Source organism: Henriciella mobilis (genome assembly GCF_003576315.1).
GTDB lineage: Bacteria > Pseudomonadota > Alphaproteobacteria > Caulobacterales > Hyphomonadaceae > Henriciella > Henriciella mobilis.
Genome location: NZ_QWFZ01000003.1, coordinates 408,055 through 429,019, shown reverse-complemented (window position 1 = coordinate 429,019; position 20,965 = coordinate 408,055). Strand labels below are relative to the sequence as shown.

Genomic DNA, 20,965 nt, shown 5'->3' with positions numbered 1-20,965 from the left:
GATTGATGTCAGCCGAGTATGCGAAATCTGGCTCCCAGCCGCGACGTAGCGCCGAAGAGGACGCTGAGCTATGGGCGCGTTTTACCGGCAAGGCGGGCGAGGAAGCCACGGCGAGTCCGATCCATCGCCTGAAGATTGCCGGATCGGCCCCAGACGGTTTTGGGCTCTACCCCCGCCCGGCTGCCCCGCCTGACGAATTGCGCGGCGAAAGCCTGATGCGCGATATCTGGCGCATCGGCATGGCCAAGGTCGAGATGCCCGGCGGGCGCCCGCCCTGGTCGGAGCCGCTCCCCTCGCGCCACTTTACCGACCGCGTGCACCGCTTCGACTGGCTCGGTGACCTGTTCACGCAGGGCGATGCCGGCGCTGACCGGGCGCGTTACCTGGTTGATGACTGGATCGAGAATTTCGGCCGCTTCAATGGCTTTGCCTGGCGGGCCGGCTGCACCGCAGACCGCGTCTGGAACTGGATGCTCTGCGGGCCGGGCCTGTTCGAGCACGGCCCGGAAGAGGCGGTGCAGCACCGGCTGGAAGTGTTCGGCCGGCAGGTCCGACATGTCGACGCCCTGCACGAGGATTGCAGCGAGCCAGCGGCCCGCTGGCGGATTGCCGCTGTCATGGCCGCGCATGCGATCTGCGTGCGCCGCGGCAAGGGGCTCGATGAAGCTTTCGAGCGGCTCGACAATGAATGCACCGCGCAGATCCTTCCCGATGGCGGGCATGTCAGCCGCTCGCCCGCACGGGGCTTGCGCACCATGCTCGACCTCTGCGTCCTCAAGGACCTGACCGAACGATCAGAGCGTCCGGTGCCCGAATTCATGCTACGGTGGATTGAACGGCTGGGCGGCATGATCGGATTCTTCAGGGCAGGAGACGGTGCATTGCCTCCGTTCAATGACAGCCAGGAAAGCCTGCCCGAGACCGTGGATGCTGCGCTTTCGAGGCTGCAGGCTCCGCCGCGCCGGTTCACTGTTGCGCCCAAATCCGGCTTTCACAAACTCCAGAAGGGTGAGACCTGCCTCATCCTTGATGCGGGCAACGCGCCGGAAGAGCCGTTTGGCGACGGGGCCCATGCGGGCGCGCTCGGCTTCGAGCTGCATGATGGCGAGGCCCGCCTCATCACCAGCTGCGGCTACAGCCCGGAAGTGGACATCGACTGGCAGGCAGCCGTCCGGCGCACCGGCGCCCACTCGACCCTGATTATCGCGAATGAGGATTCAGCCCCCTTCCGGCGCAATGAGGACACCGGTCTGGTGTTTCCGGTCGGCCCGGAAGGGATTTCGGCCAAGCGGCTGGAAGAGGCAGACGAGATCTGGCTCGACGCCCAGCATGGCGGCTACAAGAAGACATTCGGGCTGCTGCACCGGCGCCGGCTGTTCATGAGTGGCGATGGCCGCCGGCTGACGGGTGAGGATTCACTGGCCCGGCCGGTCTCGCAGGGCACCGCCGACAGTGACCGGACCATTCCATACGTTGTACGATTCCACCTCCACCCAACGGTGACGGCGACGATGGGCGACACCGCCATCCGCCTCGAAAGCGAGAGCGGCTCGGTCTGGCGGTTCAAGACCAGCCATGAGGCTGCGCGGCTGGAGAAGACAATCTATCTCGCGCGCGGAATTGTCGAACAGAGCTGGCAGATCGTCCTTAGCGGCCGGGCCAATCCCGACAGCGACGGGTCAACCCCGCCCAATGCCGTGCGCTGGGCCTTCCTCAAGGATCGGCCCGCATGACACCAAGGAATGAAGCCCGCCGCGCCATGGCGCTGACGCTCGCCTTCGACACGATGGCAGCGACGATTGCGATGGCGGTGGCGATCTCGATCCGCTGGCTGGCCACCAATGGCGCGCCGCCAGATGCCTGGCGGTCCGGGGCCATGGCCACGATCACATTCGCGATGGTGGCGCTGACCGCCTTCTACATCATGCGTGTTCACCGACAGGTCTGGCGTCATGCCGGCTGGCCCGATGCCGTGAAAATCATCCAGGGCGTCTGCGTCGCCACGCTGATGTTCCTGCCGATCATGTTCCTCTGGAACCGGCTTGTCGGCTTTCCCCGCTCGGCCATCATCATTGCCGACATCCTCTGGCTGAGCCTGCTCTTCCTCGGCCGGATGGTGGCGCTGGCGCGCTCGACGAACCGCCCGTTCCAGATCTTCTTCTCCAATGCCCGGGCCGATGCACCGATCGCCGTACTGATCGCGAAGGCGACCGAAGCCCCCGCCATCCTGCGCAAGGTGAATGAGAACGATGAAGGCGCGCGCGTGCGCATCCTCGGCCTCATCGAACCGGACGGTGTCGAGCTTGGCCGCGCCATTCGCGGGGTTCCGGTGATGGGCGGGCTCGACGATCTCGGCAAGGTGCTGGACGTCCTGTCGGTCCGCTATGGCAAGACACCGCTCGTTGCCGTGGCCGGTGTCGCCCGTGAGCGCGTCTACATGACCCGCATCCTCGAGGAGGCGGCCAACCAGAAGGCCGAGATCATGACGCTCGAGGCCGGCGGCGAAGGAAACGGCATGCTGCCGGTGCGCCCGTCGGACCTGCTGCGCCGTCGCGAACGCGTGCTCGACAGCCGCCCGGTCGGCGAGCTGATCGAGGGCTCGAATGTCTTCGTCACCGGCGGCGGCGGTACGATCGGGTCGGAGCTGGCGCGCCAGTGCGCGCGGATGAACCCCGCCTCGCTGACGATTTTCGACGCGTCGGAATACAATCTCTACGAAGCTGATCTCGCCCTTCGAAACGAGTTCCCCAATATCGACATTCATACCGAGCTTGGCGATGTGCGCGACAGCCACAGGGTGACGAGCCTGATGCAGGCGATCCAGCCCGACATCGTGATCCACGCCGCGGCGCTGAAGCATGTGCCGCTGATGGAACGCAATGTCTGCGAGGCCATCCTCACCAATGTCGGCGGCGCGCTGCAGACGGCACGGGCGGCGGTCGACTGCAAGGTCGGCAAGCTGGTTTTCGTCTCCACAGACAAGGCGGTGAACCCGGACAATGTCATGGGTGCGACGAAGCGCCTGGCGGAGATCGCGATGACCCGGCAGGCCGAGGCGTCTGACCTCGCCGTCTCCATGGTCCGCTTCGGTAATGTGCTTGGCTCGTCCGGGTCGGTCGTGCCCCTGTTCGAGCGCCAGATTGCCAATGGCGGCCCGGTGACGCTGACCCATCCGGATGTGACGCGATACTTCATGACCGTGGAGGAGGCCTCCGCCCTGGTCCTGCAGTCGGCGACGCATAACGGCATGCCGGGGACCGCATCGCTCTATGTGCTGGACATGGGCGAGCCGGTGAAGATCAAGGCGCTGGCCGAGGCGATGATCCGCCTGAAAGGCCTGGTGCCCGGCCGCGATATCGAGATCCGCACAACCGGCCTTCGCCCGGGCGAGAAGATGCACGAAATGCTGACCTACAACCATGAAGAGGTCTACGCGATCGGCATCGAGGGCATCTACAAGGTCGGCTCGCGCCAGGTTGTTGCCAATGACTTCGACGAGCAGCTCGACGAACTGCTCGACATGGCCCGCCAGCGCCGGCGGAAAGAGGCCATCGAGATCCTTTCGCGGCTGGTGCCGGAGTACAAGCCCAAGCGCATGCCTGCCTGACGCCATATGCCAAGTTGACCTTGCGGGGGTTCATGATACGGCAGGCGCGTTGTTCTCTGCCCAATTCAGGAAAAGTGTCCCCAAGCCATGTCCGAGCGTTTCCAAGTCCGCCGCGCCCTCCTGTCTGTATCCGACAAGACGGGCCTTGTTGAATATGCGCAGCGCCTGGCCTCGCACGGGGTCGAGCTGGTCTCGACCGGCGGGTCGGCCCGCACCCTGAAAGAGGCGGGCCTCGCTGTGAAGGATGTGGCAGACCTCACCGGCTATCCGGAAATGATGGAAGGCCGGGTCAAGACGCTCCACCCCGCCGTGCATGGCGGCCTGCTTTACCTGCGCGACAAGGAGAGCCACGTCGAGGACGCCGAGCGGCACGGCATCGAACCGATCGATCTGGTCTACATCAATCTCTACCCCTTCGAGGCGACGGTCGCGTCCGGCGCCGGTTTCGAGGAATGTATCGAGAATATCGATATTGGCGGGCCGGCCATGCTGCGCGCAGCTGCCAAGAACGGCCATTCGGTTGCCGTCTGCACTGATGCCGATGACCTGGCGGGCGTCCTTGCCGAGATGGACGATAATGATGCGACCGTCTCCGCCGAACATGGCCGCCGGCTTGCCGCGAAGACCTATGCGCGTACGGCCGCCTATGACGCGGCCATTTCCGGCTGGTATGCGAGCCAGCTGGAAGAGACCGCGCCGGATTGGATCGGTTTTGGCGGCGGGCTGCTGCAGGGGCTTCGCTATGGCGAAAATCCGCACCAGTCGGCAGCCTTCTACCAGACGGGCGAGAAGCGCCCCGGCGTTGCCAATGCGCGCCAGGTCCAGGGCAAGGAGCTGTCCTACAACAATATCAACGATACCGATGCGGCCTATGAGCTGATCGGTGAGCTGGGCGAAGAGACCCCGGCCGTCGCGATCATCAAGCACGCCAATCCGTGCGGGGTGGCGCTCGGGGAGTCGCCGATCGAGGCCTATCGCGAGGCGCTGGCCTGCGACCCGACCTCGGCCTTTGGCGGCATCGTTGCGCTGAACCGCATGCTCGACGAGGCAACGGCGGAAGAGATCACCAAGATCTTCACAGAGGTCGTGATCGCGCCGGGCGCGGACGAAGGCGCGCTGGCTGTGTTCGAGAAAAAGAAGAATTTGCGCCTGCTGCTTGCCAACGGCCTGCCCGACCCGGCGGCGAAGGGCCGGATGGTCAAGACGGTTGCGGGCGGCCTGCTTGTCCAGGACCGCGATTTCGGACGCATCACGCGCGATGAGCTGCGCGTCGTGACGGAAAAGGCGCCCGATGAGTCCCAGATGGATGATCTTCTCTTTGCCTGGCGCGTTGCCAAGCATGTGAAGTCCAACACGATTGTCTATGCCCGCGACCGCGCGACCGTCGGTATCGGCGCTGGTCAGATGAGCCGCATCGACTCTGCCCGGATCGCTGCGCGCAAGGCCGAGGATGCGGCGGAAGCCGCTGGCTGGGATGCGCCTCGCACCAAAGGGTGTGTCGCCGCCTCGGACGCCTTCTTCCCCTTCCCGGACGGCTTGTTGCAGGCTGCCTCGGCCGGGGCGACGGCGGTCATCCAGCCGGGCGGGTCCATCCGCGACGATGACGTGATCGCCGCCGCCAATGAAGCTGGCATCGCCATGGTCTTCACCGGCATGCGGCACTTCCGGCACTAGGAGGGCGGGCTTGTGACCTCTCCCTTCGACGAACTGAGACAGCACTGGCTGAACGTCCGGGTCTATTATGAAGACACCGACTTCACCGGCATGGTCTATCACGCCAACTATCTGCGCTATTTCGAGCGCGGGCGTTCGGAATTCCTGCGCGATGCCGGGGTGGCCCACCAGGCGCTGCTCGACCGGCCTGACCCCGCCGCCTTCACGCTGACCAATGTGAATGTCGATTACAGGCGCGCCGCCCGGATCGACGACCTCCTGTCCATCCGCTCACGCTATCTCGGCTGCCGGGGGGCAAAGGTCATTTTCCAGCAGACAGCGTTCCGCGGCGAGGAGGTCATCGCCGAAGCGGACATCACAGCGGTGATGATTCATGCCGACGGGCGCCCCCGCAGGCCGATCCCGGATGTCGTCGAAAAGCTGGCCGGATTTGTCTACCAGCCGTGAAACCGGGCGGTTTACTGACAAAACGTTAACCAGATCACTCCATTGCTGCACCCGCTGCCATCCTCGGCAGTAGCGTCAAGTTTCCGCCTGATTCTCATTGGATATGGGACAGGCTTGCCTGAACGGGCCCCATTCGGCTGCGTGCCTGGCGCACCGGCTGATGCAGAGACATGGAAAGAGGACCCTCATGAATTTACTCGCGCTTGCGCAGCAAATTGGCGACGGAGAGGCGCTCGGAGCGGCCGCGACGGAAGGCGGCTTTTCCTTCTTCGGCCTCCTCATGGAAGCCGACATCGTCGTCAAGTTCGTGCTGATCGCCCTTTTTGTCGCCAGCCTCTGGTCCTGGGCGGTGATCGTCGAGAAGCTTTTCACGGTGGGCAGCGCGCGCAAGAAAGCCAAGCAGTTCGAGGATGCCTTCTGGACCGGCCGGGCCGATGATCTCGATGGCCGTCCCGGCACAGGCAACAGCGATCCGGCCTCCCGGCTGTTCGCCTCGATCTCGCGTGAGTGGAACGATGCGCGCCGGCTCGGCCCGTCAGACGACCCATCCATCTTGGTCGACCGTGCCGAACGCTCCCTGCGGGCGGGTGTCGACCGTGAAGTCGGACGGGTCAGCAAGGGGCTCGGCGTCCTGGCGACCATCGGCTCGTCCTCACCCTTTATCGGCCTGTTCGGCACGGTGTGGGGCATCATGAACGCCTTCATCAACATCGCTGAGAAGCAGGACACCAGCCTGACCAACGTCGCCGGCCCGATTGCCGAGGCGCTGTTTGCGACCGGCCTTGGCCTGATCGCGGCGATCCCGGCGGTCATCTTCTACAACAAGTTCACCGGTGACCTGAACCAGTTCGCCGACCGCCTGGACACCTTCTCGCAAGACCTGCTGGTGCGCCTGTCGCGCCGCTCGACCGACGGAGGGGCATAAGCCATGGCCGGAAGCTGGGCATCTGGAACGCCAGGCAAGTCGCGCGGGCGCCGCGGCCTCGCCGCAGAAATCAACGTCACGCCGCTGGTCGACGTCATGCTTGTGCTGCTGATCGTGTTCATGATCACCGCGCCGCTGCTGACCACGGGTGTCGAAGTCTCGCTGCCAAAGGCGAGCGCGGAGAACCTCCAGGCGCCGAAGTCGCAGCCGCTTTCCGTTTCGCTGAACGCCAGTGGCGAGATCTTCATCCAGGATACGAAGGTCGGCCCGGATGAGCTTGTCTCCACCCTCTATGCCATTGCCGGCGAGGGCTATGAGGAGCGCATCTACCTGCGCGCCGATTCCGGCGTGAACTACGGCGACGTGATGAACGTCATGACCCGCATGCAGCGCGCCGGCTATCGCAATATCGCGCTCGTGACCGACCCGAAGGTGAACCAGTAAGCCCATGATCCGCGGACTCCCCGCCTCCATTGCCTTGCACGCCGTCGTCATCGGCGCGGGCTACCTCGCCTGGCCCTATGTCGGGACCAGCGTGGTCGAGGACGAGTTCGTGATCGTTCCGGTGGAGCTGGTCGATGTCGGGGAAATGACCAATGTCGCCCCGGTCGTCGAGCCGCCGGAAGAGATCGAGCCCGAGCCTGAGGAAGAGCCCGAACCGACCCCGCCGGAGCCCGAAGAGTCCGAGGCCCCGGAAGAGATCGAGCCCGATACGCGCGACCTTCCCGAAGATGATGTCTCAACCGCCTCGCAGGCCGCGCCCGCCGAGGAAGAGCCCGAAGACGTGATGCCGGACCTCGAAGCCGAGCCTGAGGAAGAGCCCGAGCCTGAAAAGAAGGAGCCGGAACAGCCGAAACCGGAGCCGAAGGCCCCCAATCCGGTCCAGAAGCGCAACCCGCTGGACGATTTCCTGAGTGATGCGGAATCGACCTTTGAAAGCGAGCGCCAGACCAAGCGCGAGACCCAGCCGCCCAAGCTGCCGGAGCGCCAGCTGCTGAACAACACGCCGCCTGCGCAGGACCCGCGAAAGGGCGCCGGCGAGCGCACGGCCAATACGGTGCGCATCGAACAGCTGCTCTACAATCAAATTTATCCGTGCTGGGATGGCGTCGCCGACCAGCCGGATCCCGAGCGCTTGAATGTGAGCATGCGCGCTGAGCTGGATGCCGAGGGTAACCTCATCGATATCGAACTTGTGCGCCCGTCGCGTGCGCCGATTGGCGACCGGTCAATGTCACTGGCCGTCGAGCGGGCCCTGCGGGCAGTACGCAAGTGCCAGCCTTACAGGCTGCCGCGCGACGACTACGAAATCTGGAAAATTGCGAACATCAACCTTGGTCCCGCGTTCACCGCTGACTAAAGACTAACAGGCGAGGAGCCATGATATGCTGAACAAACTAGCCGCCAGCCTGCTGATCGGACTTGCGATGCTCGTCCCCGCGGCGTTTGCGCAAGTGACCGTGAACATTTCCGAAGGCGTCCTGAAGCCGACACCGATCGCGGTGCCGACCTTCAACGTCTCGAATGGCGCGGACGAGCAGCTCGCCGCCGAGATCACCAAGGTCGTGCAGAATGACCTGGTCTCAACCGGCCTGTTCACGATCACCCCCGAAAGCGCGCATATCCAGCGCGACCTGTCCATCGATAACCAGCCGCGCTTTGCCGACTGGAAGATCATCCAGACGGATGCGCTCGTCGTCGGCCAGATCGACATGGTGACCGTGGAGGGCGTCGAGTTCGTGCGTGCCTCGGTCCGCCTCTGGGACGTCTATGGCGAGGAGGTCATGCGCCTGGAGGGCCAGGCCGGGCGGCGTTTCACGGCTAAACCCGAGGACTGGCGCCGTATCGCGCACAAGATCGCCGACACGATCTATACGCGCCTGACCGGCGAGGATCCGTATTTCGACACGCGGATCGTCTATATCGCCGAAACCGGACCGAAGGATGCCCGCGTCAAGCGCCTTGCCATCATGGATTCCGATGGTGCGAACGTGAAATACCTCACCTCCGGGACCTTCACCGTGCTGACGCCGCGCTTTTCGCCGTCGAACCAGCAGATCACCTACATGTCGTATGAGAATAACGAGCCGCGCGTCTATCTCTTCGACATCCAGAATGGCCGTCAGGAAGTGCTCGGCGATTTCGAGAACATGACCTTCGCCCCCCGGTTCACCCGCGACGGCGAATCGGTCCTGCTGACCCAGGCGATCGAGGGCAATTCGGATATTTATATCCGCAATCTCGTCACCCAGCGCACGCGCCGGCTGACCGACCATCCGGCCATCGATACCTCGCCGTCCATGTCGCCGGACGGCCAGCAGATCGTGTTCAACTCCGACCGTGGCGGCAGCCCGCAGCTCTACATCATGAACGCTGACGGATCGCCCCTGACCTGTCCGTCGGGCGGGCGCGACACGGCGTGCCGGATCACCTTCGGCTCGGGCCGCTACTCAACACCGGTCTGGAGCCCGCGCGGGGACCTGATCGCCTTTACCAAGCAGTCGCGCGGCCGTTTTCATATCGGCGTTATCGGCGTCGACGGGAAGGGCGAGCGCATCCTGACCGAATCCTATCTCGATGAAGGTCCGGAATGGTCGCCGAACGGCCGCGTCATTACGTTTTTCCGCGAGCAGGCGCCGGGCGCCGGTCCGAAACTCTGGTCGGTTGACCTGACAGGACGCAACCTGCGTCCGATCCCGACCCCGACCGATGCATCGGACCCGGCCTGGTCGCCGCTTTTGAATTAAGTCTTGCGGGCCGCCCGCCATAGTGCTGAAAATGTCACGTCCCAGCTGCCTCGGCAGCAAACGGCATGGCTTCAGCCACGAAGTTGACAAAATCGGCGACTACACGCGCTCGCTGAACGACCATAGCAAGGAGTTATCAATGCGTCGTATTGCTCTTACCACCTCCGCAATAGCGCTCTTTATTGGCGCCGCTGCGTGCTCTTCCACGCCAGAACCGGAGCCGGTACAACCTGAGCCGGTTGTCGAGACCAACACGGCGCCTGTGGAACCCGTCCAGGAAGAAACCATTGAAGAGCCGAAGCGCGTCGTTGACGCCGGCCCGGCTGCTGGTTCGATCCAGGACTTCACCGTGAACGTCGGTGACCGCGTCTATTTCGATCTCGACCAGGCAAGCCTCGATCCGGACGATCAGGAAATCCTGCAGCGCCAGGCGGCATGGCTGCAATCCTATCCGAACGTCCGTATCCTCGTTGCAGGCAACTGCGATGAGCGCGGCACCCGCGAGTACAACCTCGCCCTCGGTGCACGCCGCGCCAACACGGTGAAGCAGTACCTGCTCAGCCTCGGCGTTGACCCGGCCCGCATCGACACTGTTTCCTACGGCAAGGAGCGTCCGATCGACTCCCGCTCGAACGAAGCAGCATGGGCCCTGAACCGGAACGGCTTCACGCAGATCCTGTCCGGCGCCAGCAGCTAAGACAATCTGTCTTCTGTAATGATTAAGCCGGGCGCCATATTTTGGCCCCGGCTTTTTCGTATGCAGATCAATTAGAGTTCTACGCAGTCTGGAGTGCCTCGATCATGGTGCGTTTCGCAACGGTCGCCGTCCTTGCAATGACCTTCTCCGCTTTAAGTCCGCTGGCCGTCGCCCAGAGCGCGCCGATCCAGCGGGGGGCAACAAGCGGTGACCTGGCCCAGCAGATGGCCGATATCCGTCAGCAGAATGCCCAGCTCATGGTTGAGAATGACCGCCTCGAGCAGGAAATTGCCGATGCGAACGGCAAGGTCGAGACGCTGGAATTCCTGCTGTCCCAGACCCGCGAAGAAATCAACCGGATGCAGGAGGACGACTCCCGCATCGGGTCTGCCATCGAATCCCTCAACACCGAGAATGAACGGCTCACCGAACGGGTGAAGGCCCTCGAATCCGATTTGTCGGCCGTGATAGCCATGCTCGAAGCCGGCAATGCGCCGGAGGGTGAAGCGGCTGCAGAGCCAGCGGAGGACGAGGCCGGAACGGACGCGCAGCCCGAGCGGCGCGTGGTCACCCAGTCGTCGGCAAGCAGCGATGGCGGCAACAATCCGCAACTCCAGGGCTCGCTCGGTACGTTGAAGGCGAGCAACCTGCCGGGCGAGGCAGGCCCGCTCTTTTCCGCCGCCAAGTCCAAGCTCCTGAATTTCGATTTCGAAGGCGCCGAAGAAGCTTTCCGCGCCTTTCTCGTCCAGTTCGGCGACGATCCACAGGCCGGTGAAGCGCAATACTGGCTGGCCGAGTCGCTCTACCAGCAGGATGCCTATGCCGAATCCGGGCAGGCCTATACGCAGATGATCCGCGAATATCCCGACCATGCCCGCGCCCCGGACGCACTGGTAAAGCTGGCACGGTCGATGCGCATCGTCGGTGACCTCGACAAGGCGTGCAATGCGCTCGACATCCTGCCGCAGCAATATCCCAATGCGTCTGGCGTGACCCGCAACCTCGCGGCGCTCGAGCGTACGCGTGCAGAGTGCGACAACTAGAAACTTATATTTCCGATCTGATCGACCGAATGGCGGCAGGCACGAATGGCCCTGTCGCCATTGCTGTTTCCGGCGGCAGCGACTCGCTCGCCCTGATGCTGCTGGCCCAAGCCTGGTCGCGGCGTAGCGGGCGCGACCTGATCGTGCTGACAGTCGACCACGGCCTGCGGCCGGAAGCGCGCGAGGAAGCCGAATGGGTCACCGCCAAAGCTGCATCGCTCGGCCTTTCTGCGCGCGGCCTCACCTGGACGCCGGACAAGCGCAGCCAGGACGCCGCAAGGCAGGCGCGCCATTCCCTCCTCGCCGCTGCGGCGCGCGAAGCGGGGGCAGGGCTGCTGCTGCTCGGTCATACGCGCACCGATGTCGAGGAAACCCTGCTCATGCGCCTTGCCAGGCCCACCACGCTGGCTGGCGCTGTCGGGCCGCAACCAGTCTCGGTTTCGCCGGTCTGGCCTGAAGGGCGCGATATCCTGCTTGGCCGTCCGTTAATCGCGGTAAGGCGCGGGCACCTCATGGCAATGCTGGCCGAGCGCGGCGAGTCCTGGGTACAGGATCCGAGCAATGAGTCCGACGCTTATGAGCGCGTTCGTATGCGAAAGCTGGCCGGACAGCTGGACGCGGCCCGCCTCAGCCGGATCACGGATGATGCGATGCGCCTGCGGGCCGTCGAGGACATCCAGCTGGCGGACATGCTGTCGGCCTGTGTGCGTATCGATCCAGCGGGCCTTGTCGAGCTGCAGATGGGCCGACTGGCCGGCAGCCTGCGCCTTCGCGCCCGGCTCCTGTCGATCCTGCTGCAAGCGGCTGCTGGCAGTGACAGCCCGGTCGCGCCTCAGCCTTTGCTGGCGCTCGCGAGTGACCTCGCCAGTGGCGGTCCGAAGAGCCGTCTCACCCTCGGCGGTGCCTGGCTGCAGAGACGAGGCGGGACGCTGATGATCGGACGCGATCCGGGCGAGGTCTGCGCGGGCTGGCAGGATGGCATCTGGGATGGGCGTTACCGGCGCGCGGCGCCAGGAGGCGCAGACGTGGAGGAAAGCCCGTTCCTGGTGCGTCATGGGATGCCGGACGACCCTTACGAGGAAATCCTGACCGGTCGGCTCGTCCTATGGGAGAAGGCTCTTCGGATGGGTGCTGGTCTGGGCGTTGAGCTTGCCGGTACGGGCGCGCAATCGCCTTCTCCAGTCGCTACCACACGCCCCGGCTGAGGCCAGTCCAGACATAACCGCCGAGCGTGGGCGCAAACCATTGGCGCGATGGCAGGTTTACGTGAACCGGCGAGAGCGTGCCGGATACCGCATCTTCCATGGCCTTGATGACGATGTCGCGGCTCCCGGCGGCAAGGCGCCAGAGATAGGTGTGGAAATTGTCGCCGGGCTTCGGCTCAAGGCGGGACTGGTAAAGGATGCCGCCCGTATCGACGCCTTCGTCGACAAGATGAACGGTTGCCCCGAAATGCTCCGGCTCACCGTTGGCGAGCGCGAAATAGCCGCCAAACATGCCGCGATAGGCCGGATTGATGCCTGAATGGTAATTGATGAACGGGGCGTTGACGGCGCCCAGCGTCTTCTTGCCGATCATTCGCGTCGACACGACAAAGACAGCCGACGGATCGAGTGTTTTCAGAGCGCCGCGGCAGGCCTCCGAATTCACGGACGGGACACGAATAATATCGTCTTCATCCGGCGCCTCCGGCTTCAGGCCTTCAGACGCAATGAGATCATCGATGATCGCTTGCGTGCCGCGCTTGGTCAGCTTCATCGGGATGCGCGCAGCCTGCATGCTGGCGACCTTGAGCGGGCCCAGCATCTTCATCCGCCGCTTCCAGAGCACCGATTCCGGCTCGCCGTCTTCCGTGATGATGGCAAAAGGGCCAAAGCGCTCGCGAAGCGCATTGATCATGATCCAGCTGTGCGGACCGCCGGCGGTCAGCGCGACGATCGAGTGGGGCGAGGACATTTTTGAACTCCCGAAACGGTCCAGTCGGGATTTCGCATGCAATTCGCGTGCTAGGGGAAATCGTCAGCTTGCGGAGCGAACAGCGTCTGCCACTTCGTTCACCGCCTTTTCCATGTCATCAGCCTTTTCGGCTTCGGCCATGACGCGAATGAGGGGTTCGGTGCCCGACTTGCGGATGACCAGACGGCCTGCCTTGCCGAGACGGCCTTCGACGGCCGAGATCGTTTCCTGAACGGTTTCATTCTCGAGCGGATCGCCGCCCGAATAGCGGACATTGACCAGTTTCTGCGGGATCGGTTCGAAGACCCGCGAGATTTTCGAAAGGGGCTTCTCGCTGCCAACCATGACAGCGAGGACCTGAAGTGCAGCGATCAGGCCGTCACCAGTTGTCGTATAATCGGACAGCACGATGTGGCCGGACTGTTCCCCGCCGAGATTGAAGCCGCCATCGCGCATGCGCTCGACGACATACCGGTCGCCCACCTTGGTGCGCTCGAGAGAAAGACCCATCGCCGCCAGGTGCTTTTCGAGGCCGAGATTGGACATCACCGTCGCAACAACGCCGTTCTTGGCCAGCAGGTCACGCTCTTTCCAGTGCGTTGCGATCATGCCGATCAGCTGGTCGCCATCGATTGTGTCGCCTTTCTCGTCGATCAGGATGCAGCGGTCGGCATCGCCGTCGAGCGCAATCCCGATATCGGCGCGATACTTCAGCACCGCTTCGCGCAGGGCGCGCGTGTCGGTGCTGCCAACCTCGCTGTTGATGTTGAAGCCATCCGGGGACACCCCGATCGGGAAGACTTCGGCGCCGAGTTCATAAAGGGCTGTCGGGGCGACCTTGTAGGCTGCGCCATTCGCGCAGTCGACGCAGACGCGCAGGCCAGACAGGCGCATGCCACGCGGGAAGGTAGCCTTCACGATCTCCACATAGCGCGCCTGCGCATCGTCGACGCGGCGGGCACGGCCGAGGGCGGAAGGCGCAGCCAGCTTGTCGTCGAGCGCGCGGTCCATGCGGCTTTCGATTTCCAGCTCGATCTCGTCCGACAGCTTGTAGCCATCCGGCCCGAACAGCTTGATGCCATTGTCTTCGAAGGCATTATGGCTGGCCGAGATCATAACGCCGAGATCGGCGCGAAGCGAGGTCGTCATCATCGCAACGCCCGGCGTCGGCAGCGGCCCGAAAAGGGTCACATCCATGCCGACCGAGGTGAAGCCCGCGACCAGTGCCGGCTCCAGCATGTAGCCGGACAGGCGCGTATCCTTGCCGATGACGACGGAGTGGCGCCGGGACTCGTCGCGCCGGAAGTACTTGCCGGCGGCCATGCCCAGGCGCATCGCGATTTCAGGCGTCATGGGCGGCGTATTAGCCCGTCCACGAATGCCATCGGTGCCGAAATATTTGCGCGACATGTCCTGCTCTCCGTTCGTGCCATCGGGGCCACGCTCAAGCCAATGCCAGCTTCGCGGTGCCCTGCCAAGCGGGGTTTGCTCTTGCACAGACGGCTTAGGATTGCATGAATGGGGCCATAGAAAGACAAGGGAGAATGGTAATGGGTGCCTTCAAGACCGTAATCGCCCTCGCCGCAGGTGTATTCATGGCGGCGTGTGCAACGTCCATTCCAGGAGATCAGAGCGTTGCGGACTATTGTGCTTCGTCTGATCGTGCCGGCGAGGCCGTGTGCCGCCTGAATGTTGAAGTGGATGGCAATACGACGGCCATCGCGAACACGAAGCTCAGCCTTGAGGAGGCTCAGGCCCTGGCGGCTGCCGCCAAGACCTCGGCCGATGAAGCCGGCGCTGCCGCGGCGCAGGCCCAGGCGTCTGCAGACGCGGCGATGTCCCGGGCCAACCAGGCGCTGAACATGAGCGACCTCGACTGCATGACAAACACGATCAACCAGTCAGCCGTTGGCTCGTGCCCGACGGGCTACACTGTCATGGGCTGCAGCCAGACGCGCTACACGCATGCGGCAGGCGGGCTGTCCTTCCTGCGCGAGGTGAACAATGACCAGTGCCGCTTCAACAGCAAGGTACTGGAAATGGATGTGCGCTGCTGCCGCCGGGCTGATGCCGGCGCATCACAGCAATCGAGCATGCCGGACAATTCCTGAGCGTCATTGCTGCGCTGCACAAGTCAGGGCCGCCCCATTGAGGGCGGCTCTTTGATTCCTGTAACAAATCGGCATGTTAATTGCAGTGACGAGGGCCCGGCCTGTTTCCTAAAGGCAGTGCCTGAAGAGTAAAATTAGCGAGTTGAATTGGCATGTGCGGAATCATCGGAATTCTTGGAAACGAACCGGCAGCGCCCCGCCTGATCGAGGCGCTGAGGCGTCTGGAATATCGCGGCTATGACAGCGCCGGTATCGCCGCGCTGAGCGCCACCGGCGCGCTGGAACGCGTGCGGGCGCCCGGCAAGCTGAAAAATCTCGAGGCCGAACTTGAAACCACGCCGCTCCAGGGCACCCAGGGTATCGGGCATACGCGCTGGGCGACGCACGGCTCGCCAACCGTCGGGAACGCACACCCGCACGTGTCCGGCAAGGTCGCCGTCGTGCACAACGGTATCATCGAGAATTTCCGCGACCTTCGCCAGATGCTCGAGGGCAAGGGCCACAAGTTCGAAACCCAGACCGACACTGAGACCATCGCCCACCTGATCGCCGCCAACATGCAGGAGGGCATGAGCGAGGTCGAGGCTGTCAAAGCCGGCCTGTCGAAGCTGGAAGGCGCCTTCGCGCTGGCTTTCCTGTTCGAGGACAAGCCGGACCTGATGATTGGGGCGCGCAAGGGCTCGCCGCTGGCGATTGGCGTCGGCGACGGTGAAATGTATCTCGGCTCCGACGCGCTGGCCGTCGCGCCCTTCACCAACCGGGTGATCTACCTGGAAGAGGGTGACTGGTGCGTCCTTCATCGCGAGAGCTATGAAATCTTCGACGCGAAGGGCCATCCGGTCGAGCGCCCGGTGACCATCGTGCAGGGCGCAGGCGCGGCTGCCGAGAAGGGCAATTACCGCCACTTCATGCAGAAGGAAATCTTCGAGCAGCCCGACTCCACCGCGCGCACCATTGGCGCCTATCTCAACGTCCTGAACCAGACGGTCACGCTGCCGGAAGAAAATGGCGAAGCGATCGACTGGAAGGAGATTACCAGTCTCCAAATGGTCGCCTGCGGGACCGCACACTACGCAACGCGTGTTGCTGAATACTGGTTCGAGCAGGTCGCCGGGATTCCGGTGAAGACCGACATTGCGTCCGAATTCCGCTATCGCGATCCGGCCCTGCCGCGCACCGGTGGCCTTGCCATCTTCGTCAGCCAGTCCGGCGAGACGGCCGATACGCTGGCGGCGCTGCGCTATTGCAAGGCGCAGGGCCTGAAGACGGCGGCCGTCGTCAACGTGCCGACCTCGACGATTGCGCGTGAGGCCGACCTTGTCCTGCCGACCCTGGCCGGTCCGGAAATCGGCGTGGCCTCGACCAAGGCCTTTACCGCCCAGCTTTCCGCGCTGGCGGCGGTTGCGATTTCAGCGGGCCGGGCCCGCGAAATGCTCTCGCGCGATGCAGAGATCCGCCTGGTGCGCGCGCTGACCGAGTTGCCGCGCCTGATCTCGACCACGCTGGCCCTCGATGAGCGTATCGAAGCGCTGGCTCGCGATATCGCCAAGGCAACCGATGTCATCTATCTCGGCCGCGGCGTGCATTATCCGATCGCGCTGGAAGGCGCTCTCAAGCTGAAGGAAATCAGCTATATTCACGCTGAAGGCTATGCCTCCGGCGAGCTGAAGCACGGGCCGATCGCGCTGATCGATGAAGAGACGCCCGTCGTCTTCGTCGCGCCGTTCGATGGCCTGTTCGACAAGTCGCTCTCGAACCTGCAGGAAGTTGCGGCCCGCCGCGGTGAGGTGATCTTGATTTCCGATGAGGCGGGCCTGCGCGCGGCGGGTGAAGCACCCGCTCACAGGATTGAGCTGCCCGACTGCGACCCGTTCATTGCGCCAATCCTGTATTCGATCCCGGTGCAGCTGCTGGCCTACCATGTCGCTGTCGAGAAAGGCACGGATGTCGACCAGCCGCGCAATCTCGCCAAGTCCGTGACGGTCGAGTAGCGCCTTCGCTTTCAAGCCATTGAAAAAGCCCCGGCAGCGTCATGCTGTTCCGGGGCTTTTGTTTATGCGTCGGGTTGGGCTTCTGGGAGGAAACCAGGTCAAACAATCGATCCGGCCATGATGATGGCCAGTCCGGTCACGCAGACAGCCAGCGGCAGGCTGAGCATGGCGGCGATGAAACCCTGTTTTGCTTCGGCGTGGGAGGAAACGCTCATTGTTATTATCCTTCTTGGGTCTGCAGGACGGACATCTCGTCCGCCCTTGCATATCCATATAGCAAGGGTCGGAATAATAATCAATGAATGATTTGAAAAATATTCAGCGTTCAGGTGTTTTGGTGAATTCCACGCCGTGTTTCAGGCCTGCGATCAGGATGTCCAGCACGCCATAAAGCTCACGTCTGAGCTTCTGGAGCGTCAGCAGGGAATAGAGCTGCGGAAAGCGGAACTTCATCAATGCCGACTGGATCATCTCGGAGACGAAGGTCACATCCTCCATCGGGGCAAAGATGCCCGCCGCTATGCCGTCTTCCAGGATCTGGTTGAGATAGATGCGCTCCTGCGCCAGGCCCTCATTGAAGAAGAGCGGGCGCTCATCACTCAACACCTCTGCCACCTCAAGGATCTTCGCATCCTTCTGGATAGCGTCGAAGGTGTGCGTCAGGCCGTGATTGAAGAATTTGCGGAGCCTGTCCGGGGCGGGTATCGTTTCGCGCGCAATCTCGGCATATGTCTGATAGAGTTCAACATTGAACTTCCGGGCCATCGCCTCGGCAATGTCGATCTTGGAGGCAAAAAATCGATAGATGTTGCCAGCAGACATGCCGCAATCACTTGCGATTTCAGACATCGTCGTCTTGCCGTAACCGTAGTGAACGATACGGTTCATTGCAGCTTCGAGGATTTGCTGTCTGGTATCGGTTTTGTCATTCATGGGACACAGATTAAGGGAAAAGTCTGAATGATCAACGAATTCTTCAGCGCATTCGCCGTCGAATGCAGCGGGGCCGTATGCAGACGATAGGCGTTCTCGGCGCCGGCGCCTGGGGAACGGCGCTGGCCTTTACCGCGCTGGAAGCCGGGCGCTCGGTGCGGATCTGGGCCCGCGAGGCCGATGTGGCGGGCAGTCTTTCGCGCGGTGACGGCAATCCGGCCTTCCTGCCGGGCATCGACCTGCCGTCTATGCCGGCCTCGACAGACCTGTCCGACATGAAGGGCGCCGATGCGCTGCTATCGGTCGTGCCGGCCCAGTTCGCACGCGGCGTCTTCACCGAACTTGCCCCGCATATCGCAGAAGGCACGCCCATCCTGCTGTGCTCCAAAGGGATCGAGCAATCCACGCTGAGCCTGATGACGGATGTCCTGGCGCAGACGATCCCGCAAGCCGTGCCCGCCGTCCTGTCCGGGCCGAGCTTTGCTGCAGACGTCGCGCGGGGCCTGCCAACCGCCGTGACCCTCGCCTGCCGGGATCGCGCGCTGGGTGACAGGCTGATGGCGGCCATCGGCCGGCCGACCTTCCGGCCCTACTGGTCGCGCGACCTGATCGGCGCGGAAGTGGGAGGCGCCGTCAAGAATGTCCTCGCCATCGCGTGCGGCATCGTCGAAGGCCTGCAGCTCGGCAAGTCGGCTCACGCCGCCCTGATCTCGCGCGGCTTTGCCGAGATGACGCGGCTGGCCGTCGCAATGGGCGGCGAGGCACAGACCATGGCGGGCCTGTGCGGGCTTGGCGACCTTGTCCTGACCTGCTCGTCGGTCCAGTCGCGCAATATGAGCTTCGGCAAGGCGCTCGGCGAGGGCCAGTCCGCCGAGTCGATCCTGGCCGCGCGCAATTCCGTCACAGAAGGCGTTGCGACCGCCCCGGCCCTGATCGAGCTTGCAAGAAAACACGAGGTGCAGATGCCGATCTGCCAGGCGGTGGATGACATCCTCGCCGGCCGCTCCAGCCTCGATGACGCCATGACGGCGCTTCTCTCCCGGCCGTTCACACAGGAAGGACTCTAGATGCCGCTTTTTCTGCTCAATGCCCGCGACAAGCCCGGTGCCCTCGACGTGCGGATGTCGAACCGCCCTGCCCATCTCGACTGGGCCAAGGCACATGCAGACCGCATCCTGATGGCAGGCCCGGTCTTTGCTGACGATGGCGAGACCTTTGCCGGCTCGACCTTCGTTGTCGAATTCGACAGCCTGCGCGACGCCGAAGCCTGGGCCGCGCAGGATCCCTATGCGAAGGCCGGCCTGTTTGCGAGTGTTGAAATCATGCCGTTCAAATGGCTGCTCGGCGAAGGGAAGCCCTCCGCATGAGGCGCTTTGTCAGCGGCAATCTCAATTATTCGAGCTGGTCGATCCGGGCACTTCTGATGGCCCGGCATGTCGGCCTTGAAGTCGAGGAAGAGATCGTCCCGCTCGATTTTCCGGACACAACCGAGCGTCTGGCCAGGATCAGCCCGACCCGCAAGGTGCCGCTGCTGATCTGGGACGATGAGGCGGTCTGGGATTCGCTGGCCATCATCGAGTGGCTGGCCGAGCGGTATCCCGGCGTCTGGCCTGCGGATGCCCGGGCGAGGGCGCGCGCACGTTCGATTTCCGCCGAGATGCATGCCGGCTTTCCGACCCTGCGCCGCGCCTGCCCGATGGATATCCGGGCGCGCCATGACACGCCTGAAATGACGGCGGACCTCAAGGCCGATATCGCTCGCGTTGACGAACTCTGGAGCGATGCGCGCGCCGAATTCGGTGAAGGCGGCCCGTTCCTGTTTGGCGAATGGTCGGCCGCTGACGCCGTCTACGCACCGGTCGTGACCCGCTTCATCACCTATGACCTGCCGAGGAGCGAGGTGGCGCAGGCCTATATGGATGCCGTCATGGCGCATCCCCTGATGGTCAGGCTGGCGAAAGAGGCCGAGGCCGAACCCTGGTGGATCAAATATACGCCGGATGGGCGAAGCTCGGGCTTTATCCCTTCGGAAAGCTCATGAGGTCGTAGCCGAGATCGTAGCGGAACAGCTCCTTGACCTTGCTGCGGTAGATCTCCAGCGCTTCGCCGGAGAACTGCTCCTCGATCGGGGTCTTTCGGAACTGCAGCACATTCGCTTCGGCGGTGGGGTCGACCTTTTTCGCCATGGCTTCCTTGGTGCCGGCCTTCAGCGCGGCATCGATCGACTCAGGTGTCAGGGCGATTTTCCAGTGGGCGGCCATGCCGCCAAGGATGGCGCGGGGATTCGCGCGCGTGTCCTCGTAGTGGACGCGGTAAATCTTGTCGCCGGCCGATTCCATCACCTCGCCCCAGCGGTTCCAGAACCGCGCCAGCCAGTAAAGGTCACAGCGATAGACCGACCCTGACGGATCGCCGCGCAGATAGTCGAGCCAGTCGACATTCAGCTCGTGATTCCACTTGGCATGGTGGCTGGCCAGGATGCTCATCGGATGGCGCACGAAGAGCACGTATGGCGGCAGGCCGGCCAGACCCCGCGCCCAGCCCCAGTCGGCGAGGCGATGCGGGATGGTGTGGCTGAAGGCGAGGCGCGGAAGGGTCTTGAAGGTTGGCTTGTCCTTGGGCCAGCCGATATAGGGCCGCACTGCATCCTCGGAGAAATATTTCGGGCGCTCGACACCGAACGTGTCGGCCAGCGCGACCGAGAACATGTACTTGACCCAGTGCGTGCCGGAATTCTTCGATGTCACGAGAATGCCGTCAAAGGCGCGGTGGCGCAGGATGGAGAAGTTTCCCCAATTGTCCTTGCGAAGGCGTTTGGCGTAGCTGGGTTCCAT

20 protein-coding genes are annotated in these 20,965 nt (G+C 63.4%); 16 read left to right on the top strand and 4 right to left on the bottom strand.

Annotated features, from left to right (window positions below):
• The first annotated feature begins 5 nt into the window (after positions 1 to 5).
• The 11 genes from D1227_RS02145 (at position 6) to tilS (ending at position 12,345) form a co-directional block, all read left to right on the top strand.
• Positions 6 to 1,733, top strand: coding sequence for a heparinase II/III family protein (locus D1227_RS02145; protein ID WP_233349486.1), 1,728 nt, complete (start codon positions 6 to 8; stop codon positions 1,731 to 1,733).
• On the top strand, positions 1,730 to 3,607 hold the full coding sequence (locus D1227_RS02140; RefSeq protein ID WP_119375558.1) for a polysaccharide biosynthesis protein: 1,878 nt from the start codon (positions 1,730 to 1,732) through the stop codon (positions 3,605 to 3,607). The genes D1227_RS02145 and D1227_RS02140 overlap by 4 nt, the downstream gene beginning before the upstream one ends.
• Positions 3,608 to 3,694: 87 nt before the next feature.
• Positions 3,695 to 5,281 carry a bifunctional phosphoribosylaminoimidazolecarboxamide formyltransferase/IMP cyclohydrolase gene (gene purH, locus D1227_RS02135; protein ID WP_119403613.1) on the top strand — a complete coding sequence of 529 codons (1,587 nt, stop codon included), beginning with the start codon at positions 3,695 to 3,697 and terminating at the stop codon, positions 5,279 to 5,281.
• Positions 5,282 to 5,293: 12 nt separating this feature from the next.
• Positions 5,294 to 5,728: a YbgC/FadM family acyl-CoA thioesterase gene (locus D1227_RS02130; RefSeq protein WP_325048687.1), complete on the top strand. Its 435-nt coding sequence runs from the start codon at positions 5,294 to 5,296 to the stop codon at positions 5,726 to 5,728.
• 187 nt (positions 5,729 to 5,915) lie between these two features.
• A complete protein-coding gene (tolQ, locus tag D1227_RS02125) occupies positions 5,916 to 6,653 on the top strand; it encodes a protein TolQ (RefSeq protein WP_119375556.1) in 738 nt (245 codons plus the stop codon).
• A 3-nt stretch (positions 6,654 to 6,656) separates the two neighbouring features.
• On the top strand, positions 6,657 to 7,097 hold the full coding sequence (gene tolR, locus D1227_RS02120) for a protein TolR (protein WP_119375555.1): 441 nt from the start codon (positions 6,657 to 6,659) through the stop codon (positions 7,095 to 7,097).
• 4 nt (positions 7,098 to 7,101) lie between these two features.
• On the top strand, positions 7,102 to 8,013 hold the full coding sequence (locus tag D1227_RS02115; protein ID WP_119403612.1) for a hypothetical protein: 912 nt from the start codon (positions 7,102 to 7,104) through the stop codon (positions 8,011 to 8,013).
• Between the two features lie 25 nt (positions 8,014 to 8,038).
• Entirely contained in the window at positions 8,039 to 9,400 is a 1,362-nt protein-coding gene (gene tolB / locus D1227_RS02110) for a Tol-Pal system beta propeller repeat protein TolB (protein WP_119375553.1), read from the top strand.
• Between the two features lie 139 nt (positions 9,401 to 9,539).
• Entirely contained in the window at positions 9,540 to 10,097 is a 558-nt protein-coding gene (pal, locus tag D1227_RS02105) for a peptidoglycan-associated lipoprotein Pal (RefSeq protein ID WP_119376053.1), read from the top strand.
• A 104-nt stretch (positions 10,098 to 10,201) separates the two neighbouring features.
• Entirely contained in the window at positions 10,202 to 11,140 is a 939-nt protein-coding gene (ybgF, locus tag D1227_RS02100) for a tol-pal system protein YbgF (RefSeq protein WP_119403611.1), read from the top strand.
• The gene (tilS, locus tag D1227_RS02095; RefSeq protein WP_158586546.1) at positions 11,128 to 12,345 is read left to right on the top strand and encodes a tRNA lysidine(34) synthetase TilS; all 1,218 of its coding nucleotides are present in this window, start codon (positions 11,128 to 11,130) and stop codon (positions 12,343 to 12,345) included. The genes ybgF and tilS overlap by 13 nt, the downstream gene beginning before the upstream one ends.
• On the opposite strand, the gene D1227_RS02090 is transcribed toward tilS, so the two are convergent.
• A complete protein-coding gene (locus D1227_RS02090) occupies positions 12,326 to 13,096 on the bottom strand; it encodes a formyl transferase (protein WP_119403609.1) in 771 nt (256 codons plus the stop codon). The two genes, tilS and D1227_RS02090, sit on opposite strands and share 20 nt — an antisense overlap.
• Before the next feature lie 63 nt (positions 13,097 to 13,159).
• Positions 13,160 to 14,506, bottom strand: coding sequence for a phosphoglucosamine mutase (gene glmM, locus D1227_RS02085; protein ID WP_119375549.1), 1,347 nt, complete (start codon positions 14,504 to 14,506; stop codon positions 13,160 to 13,162).
• A gap of 140 nt (positions 14,507 to 14,646) precedes the next feature.
• On the opposite strand from glmM, the gene D1227_RS02080 reads away from it, so the two are divergent.
• Both D1227_RS02080 and glmS read left to right on the top strand, forming a co-directional pair.
• A complete protein-coding gene (locus D1227_RS02080) occupies positions 14,647 to 15,207 on the top strand; it encodes a hypothetical protein (protein WP_119375548.1) in 561 nt (186 codons plus the stop codon).
• Positions 15,208 to 15,359: 152 nt separating this feature from the next.
• Positions 15,360 to 17,198, top strand: a complete 1,839-nt coding sequence (gene glmS, locus D1227_RS02075) for a glutamine--fructose-6-phosphate transaminase (isomerizing) (protein WP_119403608.1) — start codon at positions 15,360 to 15,362, stop codon at positions 17,196 to 17,198.
• A gap of 318 nt (positions 17,199 to 17,516) precedes the next feature.
• Here the strand turns inward: glmS and D1227_RS02070 are convergent, their stop codons facing one another.
• Positions 17,517 to 18,131 (bottom strand): TetR/AcrR family transcriptional regulator, encoded by a 615-nt coding sequence (locus D1227_RS02070; RefSeq protein WP_119375546.1) that lies wholly within the window; start codon positions 18,129 to 18,131, stop codon positions 17,517 to 17,519.
• Positions 18,132 to 18,208: 77 nt separating this feature from the next.
• On the opposite strand from D1227_RS02070, the gene D1227_RS02065 reads away from it, so the two are divergent.
• From D1227_RS02065 to D1227_RS02055, 3 genes are read left to right on the top strand one after another with little or no spacing between them, the layout of a single operon-like run.
• On the top strand, positions 18,209 to 19,198 hold the full coding sequence (locus D1227_RS02065) for an NAD(P)H-dependent glycerol-3-phosphate dehydrogenase (protein ID WP_119403607.1): 990 nt from the start codon (positions 18,209 to 18,211) through the stop codon (positions 19,196 to 19,198).
• Entirely contained in the window at positions 19,199 to 19,498 is a 300-nt protein-coding gene (locus tag D1227_RS02060) for a YciI family protein (protein ID WP_119403606.1), read from the top strand.
• On the top strand, positions 19,495 to 20,172 hold the full coding sequence (locus D1227_RS02055) for a glutathione S-transferase (RefSeq protein ID WP_158586545.1): 678 nt from the start codon (positions 19,495 to 19,497) through the stop codon (positions 20,170 to 20,172). The genes D1227_RS02060 and D1227_RS02055 overlap by 4 nt, the downstream gene beginning before the upstream one ends.
• Here D1227_RS02055 and D1227_RS02050 read toward each other — a convergent pair.
• Positions 20,150 to 20,965, bottom strand: a complete 816-nt coding sequence (locus D1227_RS02050; protein WP_119375542.1) for a sulfotransferase family protein — start codon at positions 20,963 to 20,965, stop codon at positions 20,150 to 20,152. The two genes, D1227_RS02055 and D1227_RS02050, sit on opposite strands and share 23 nt — an antisense overlap.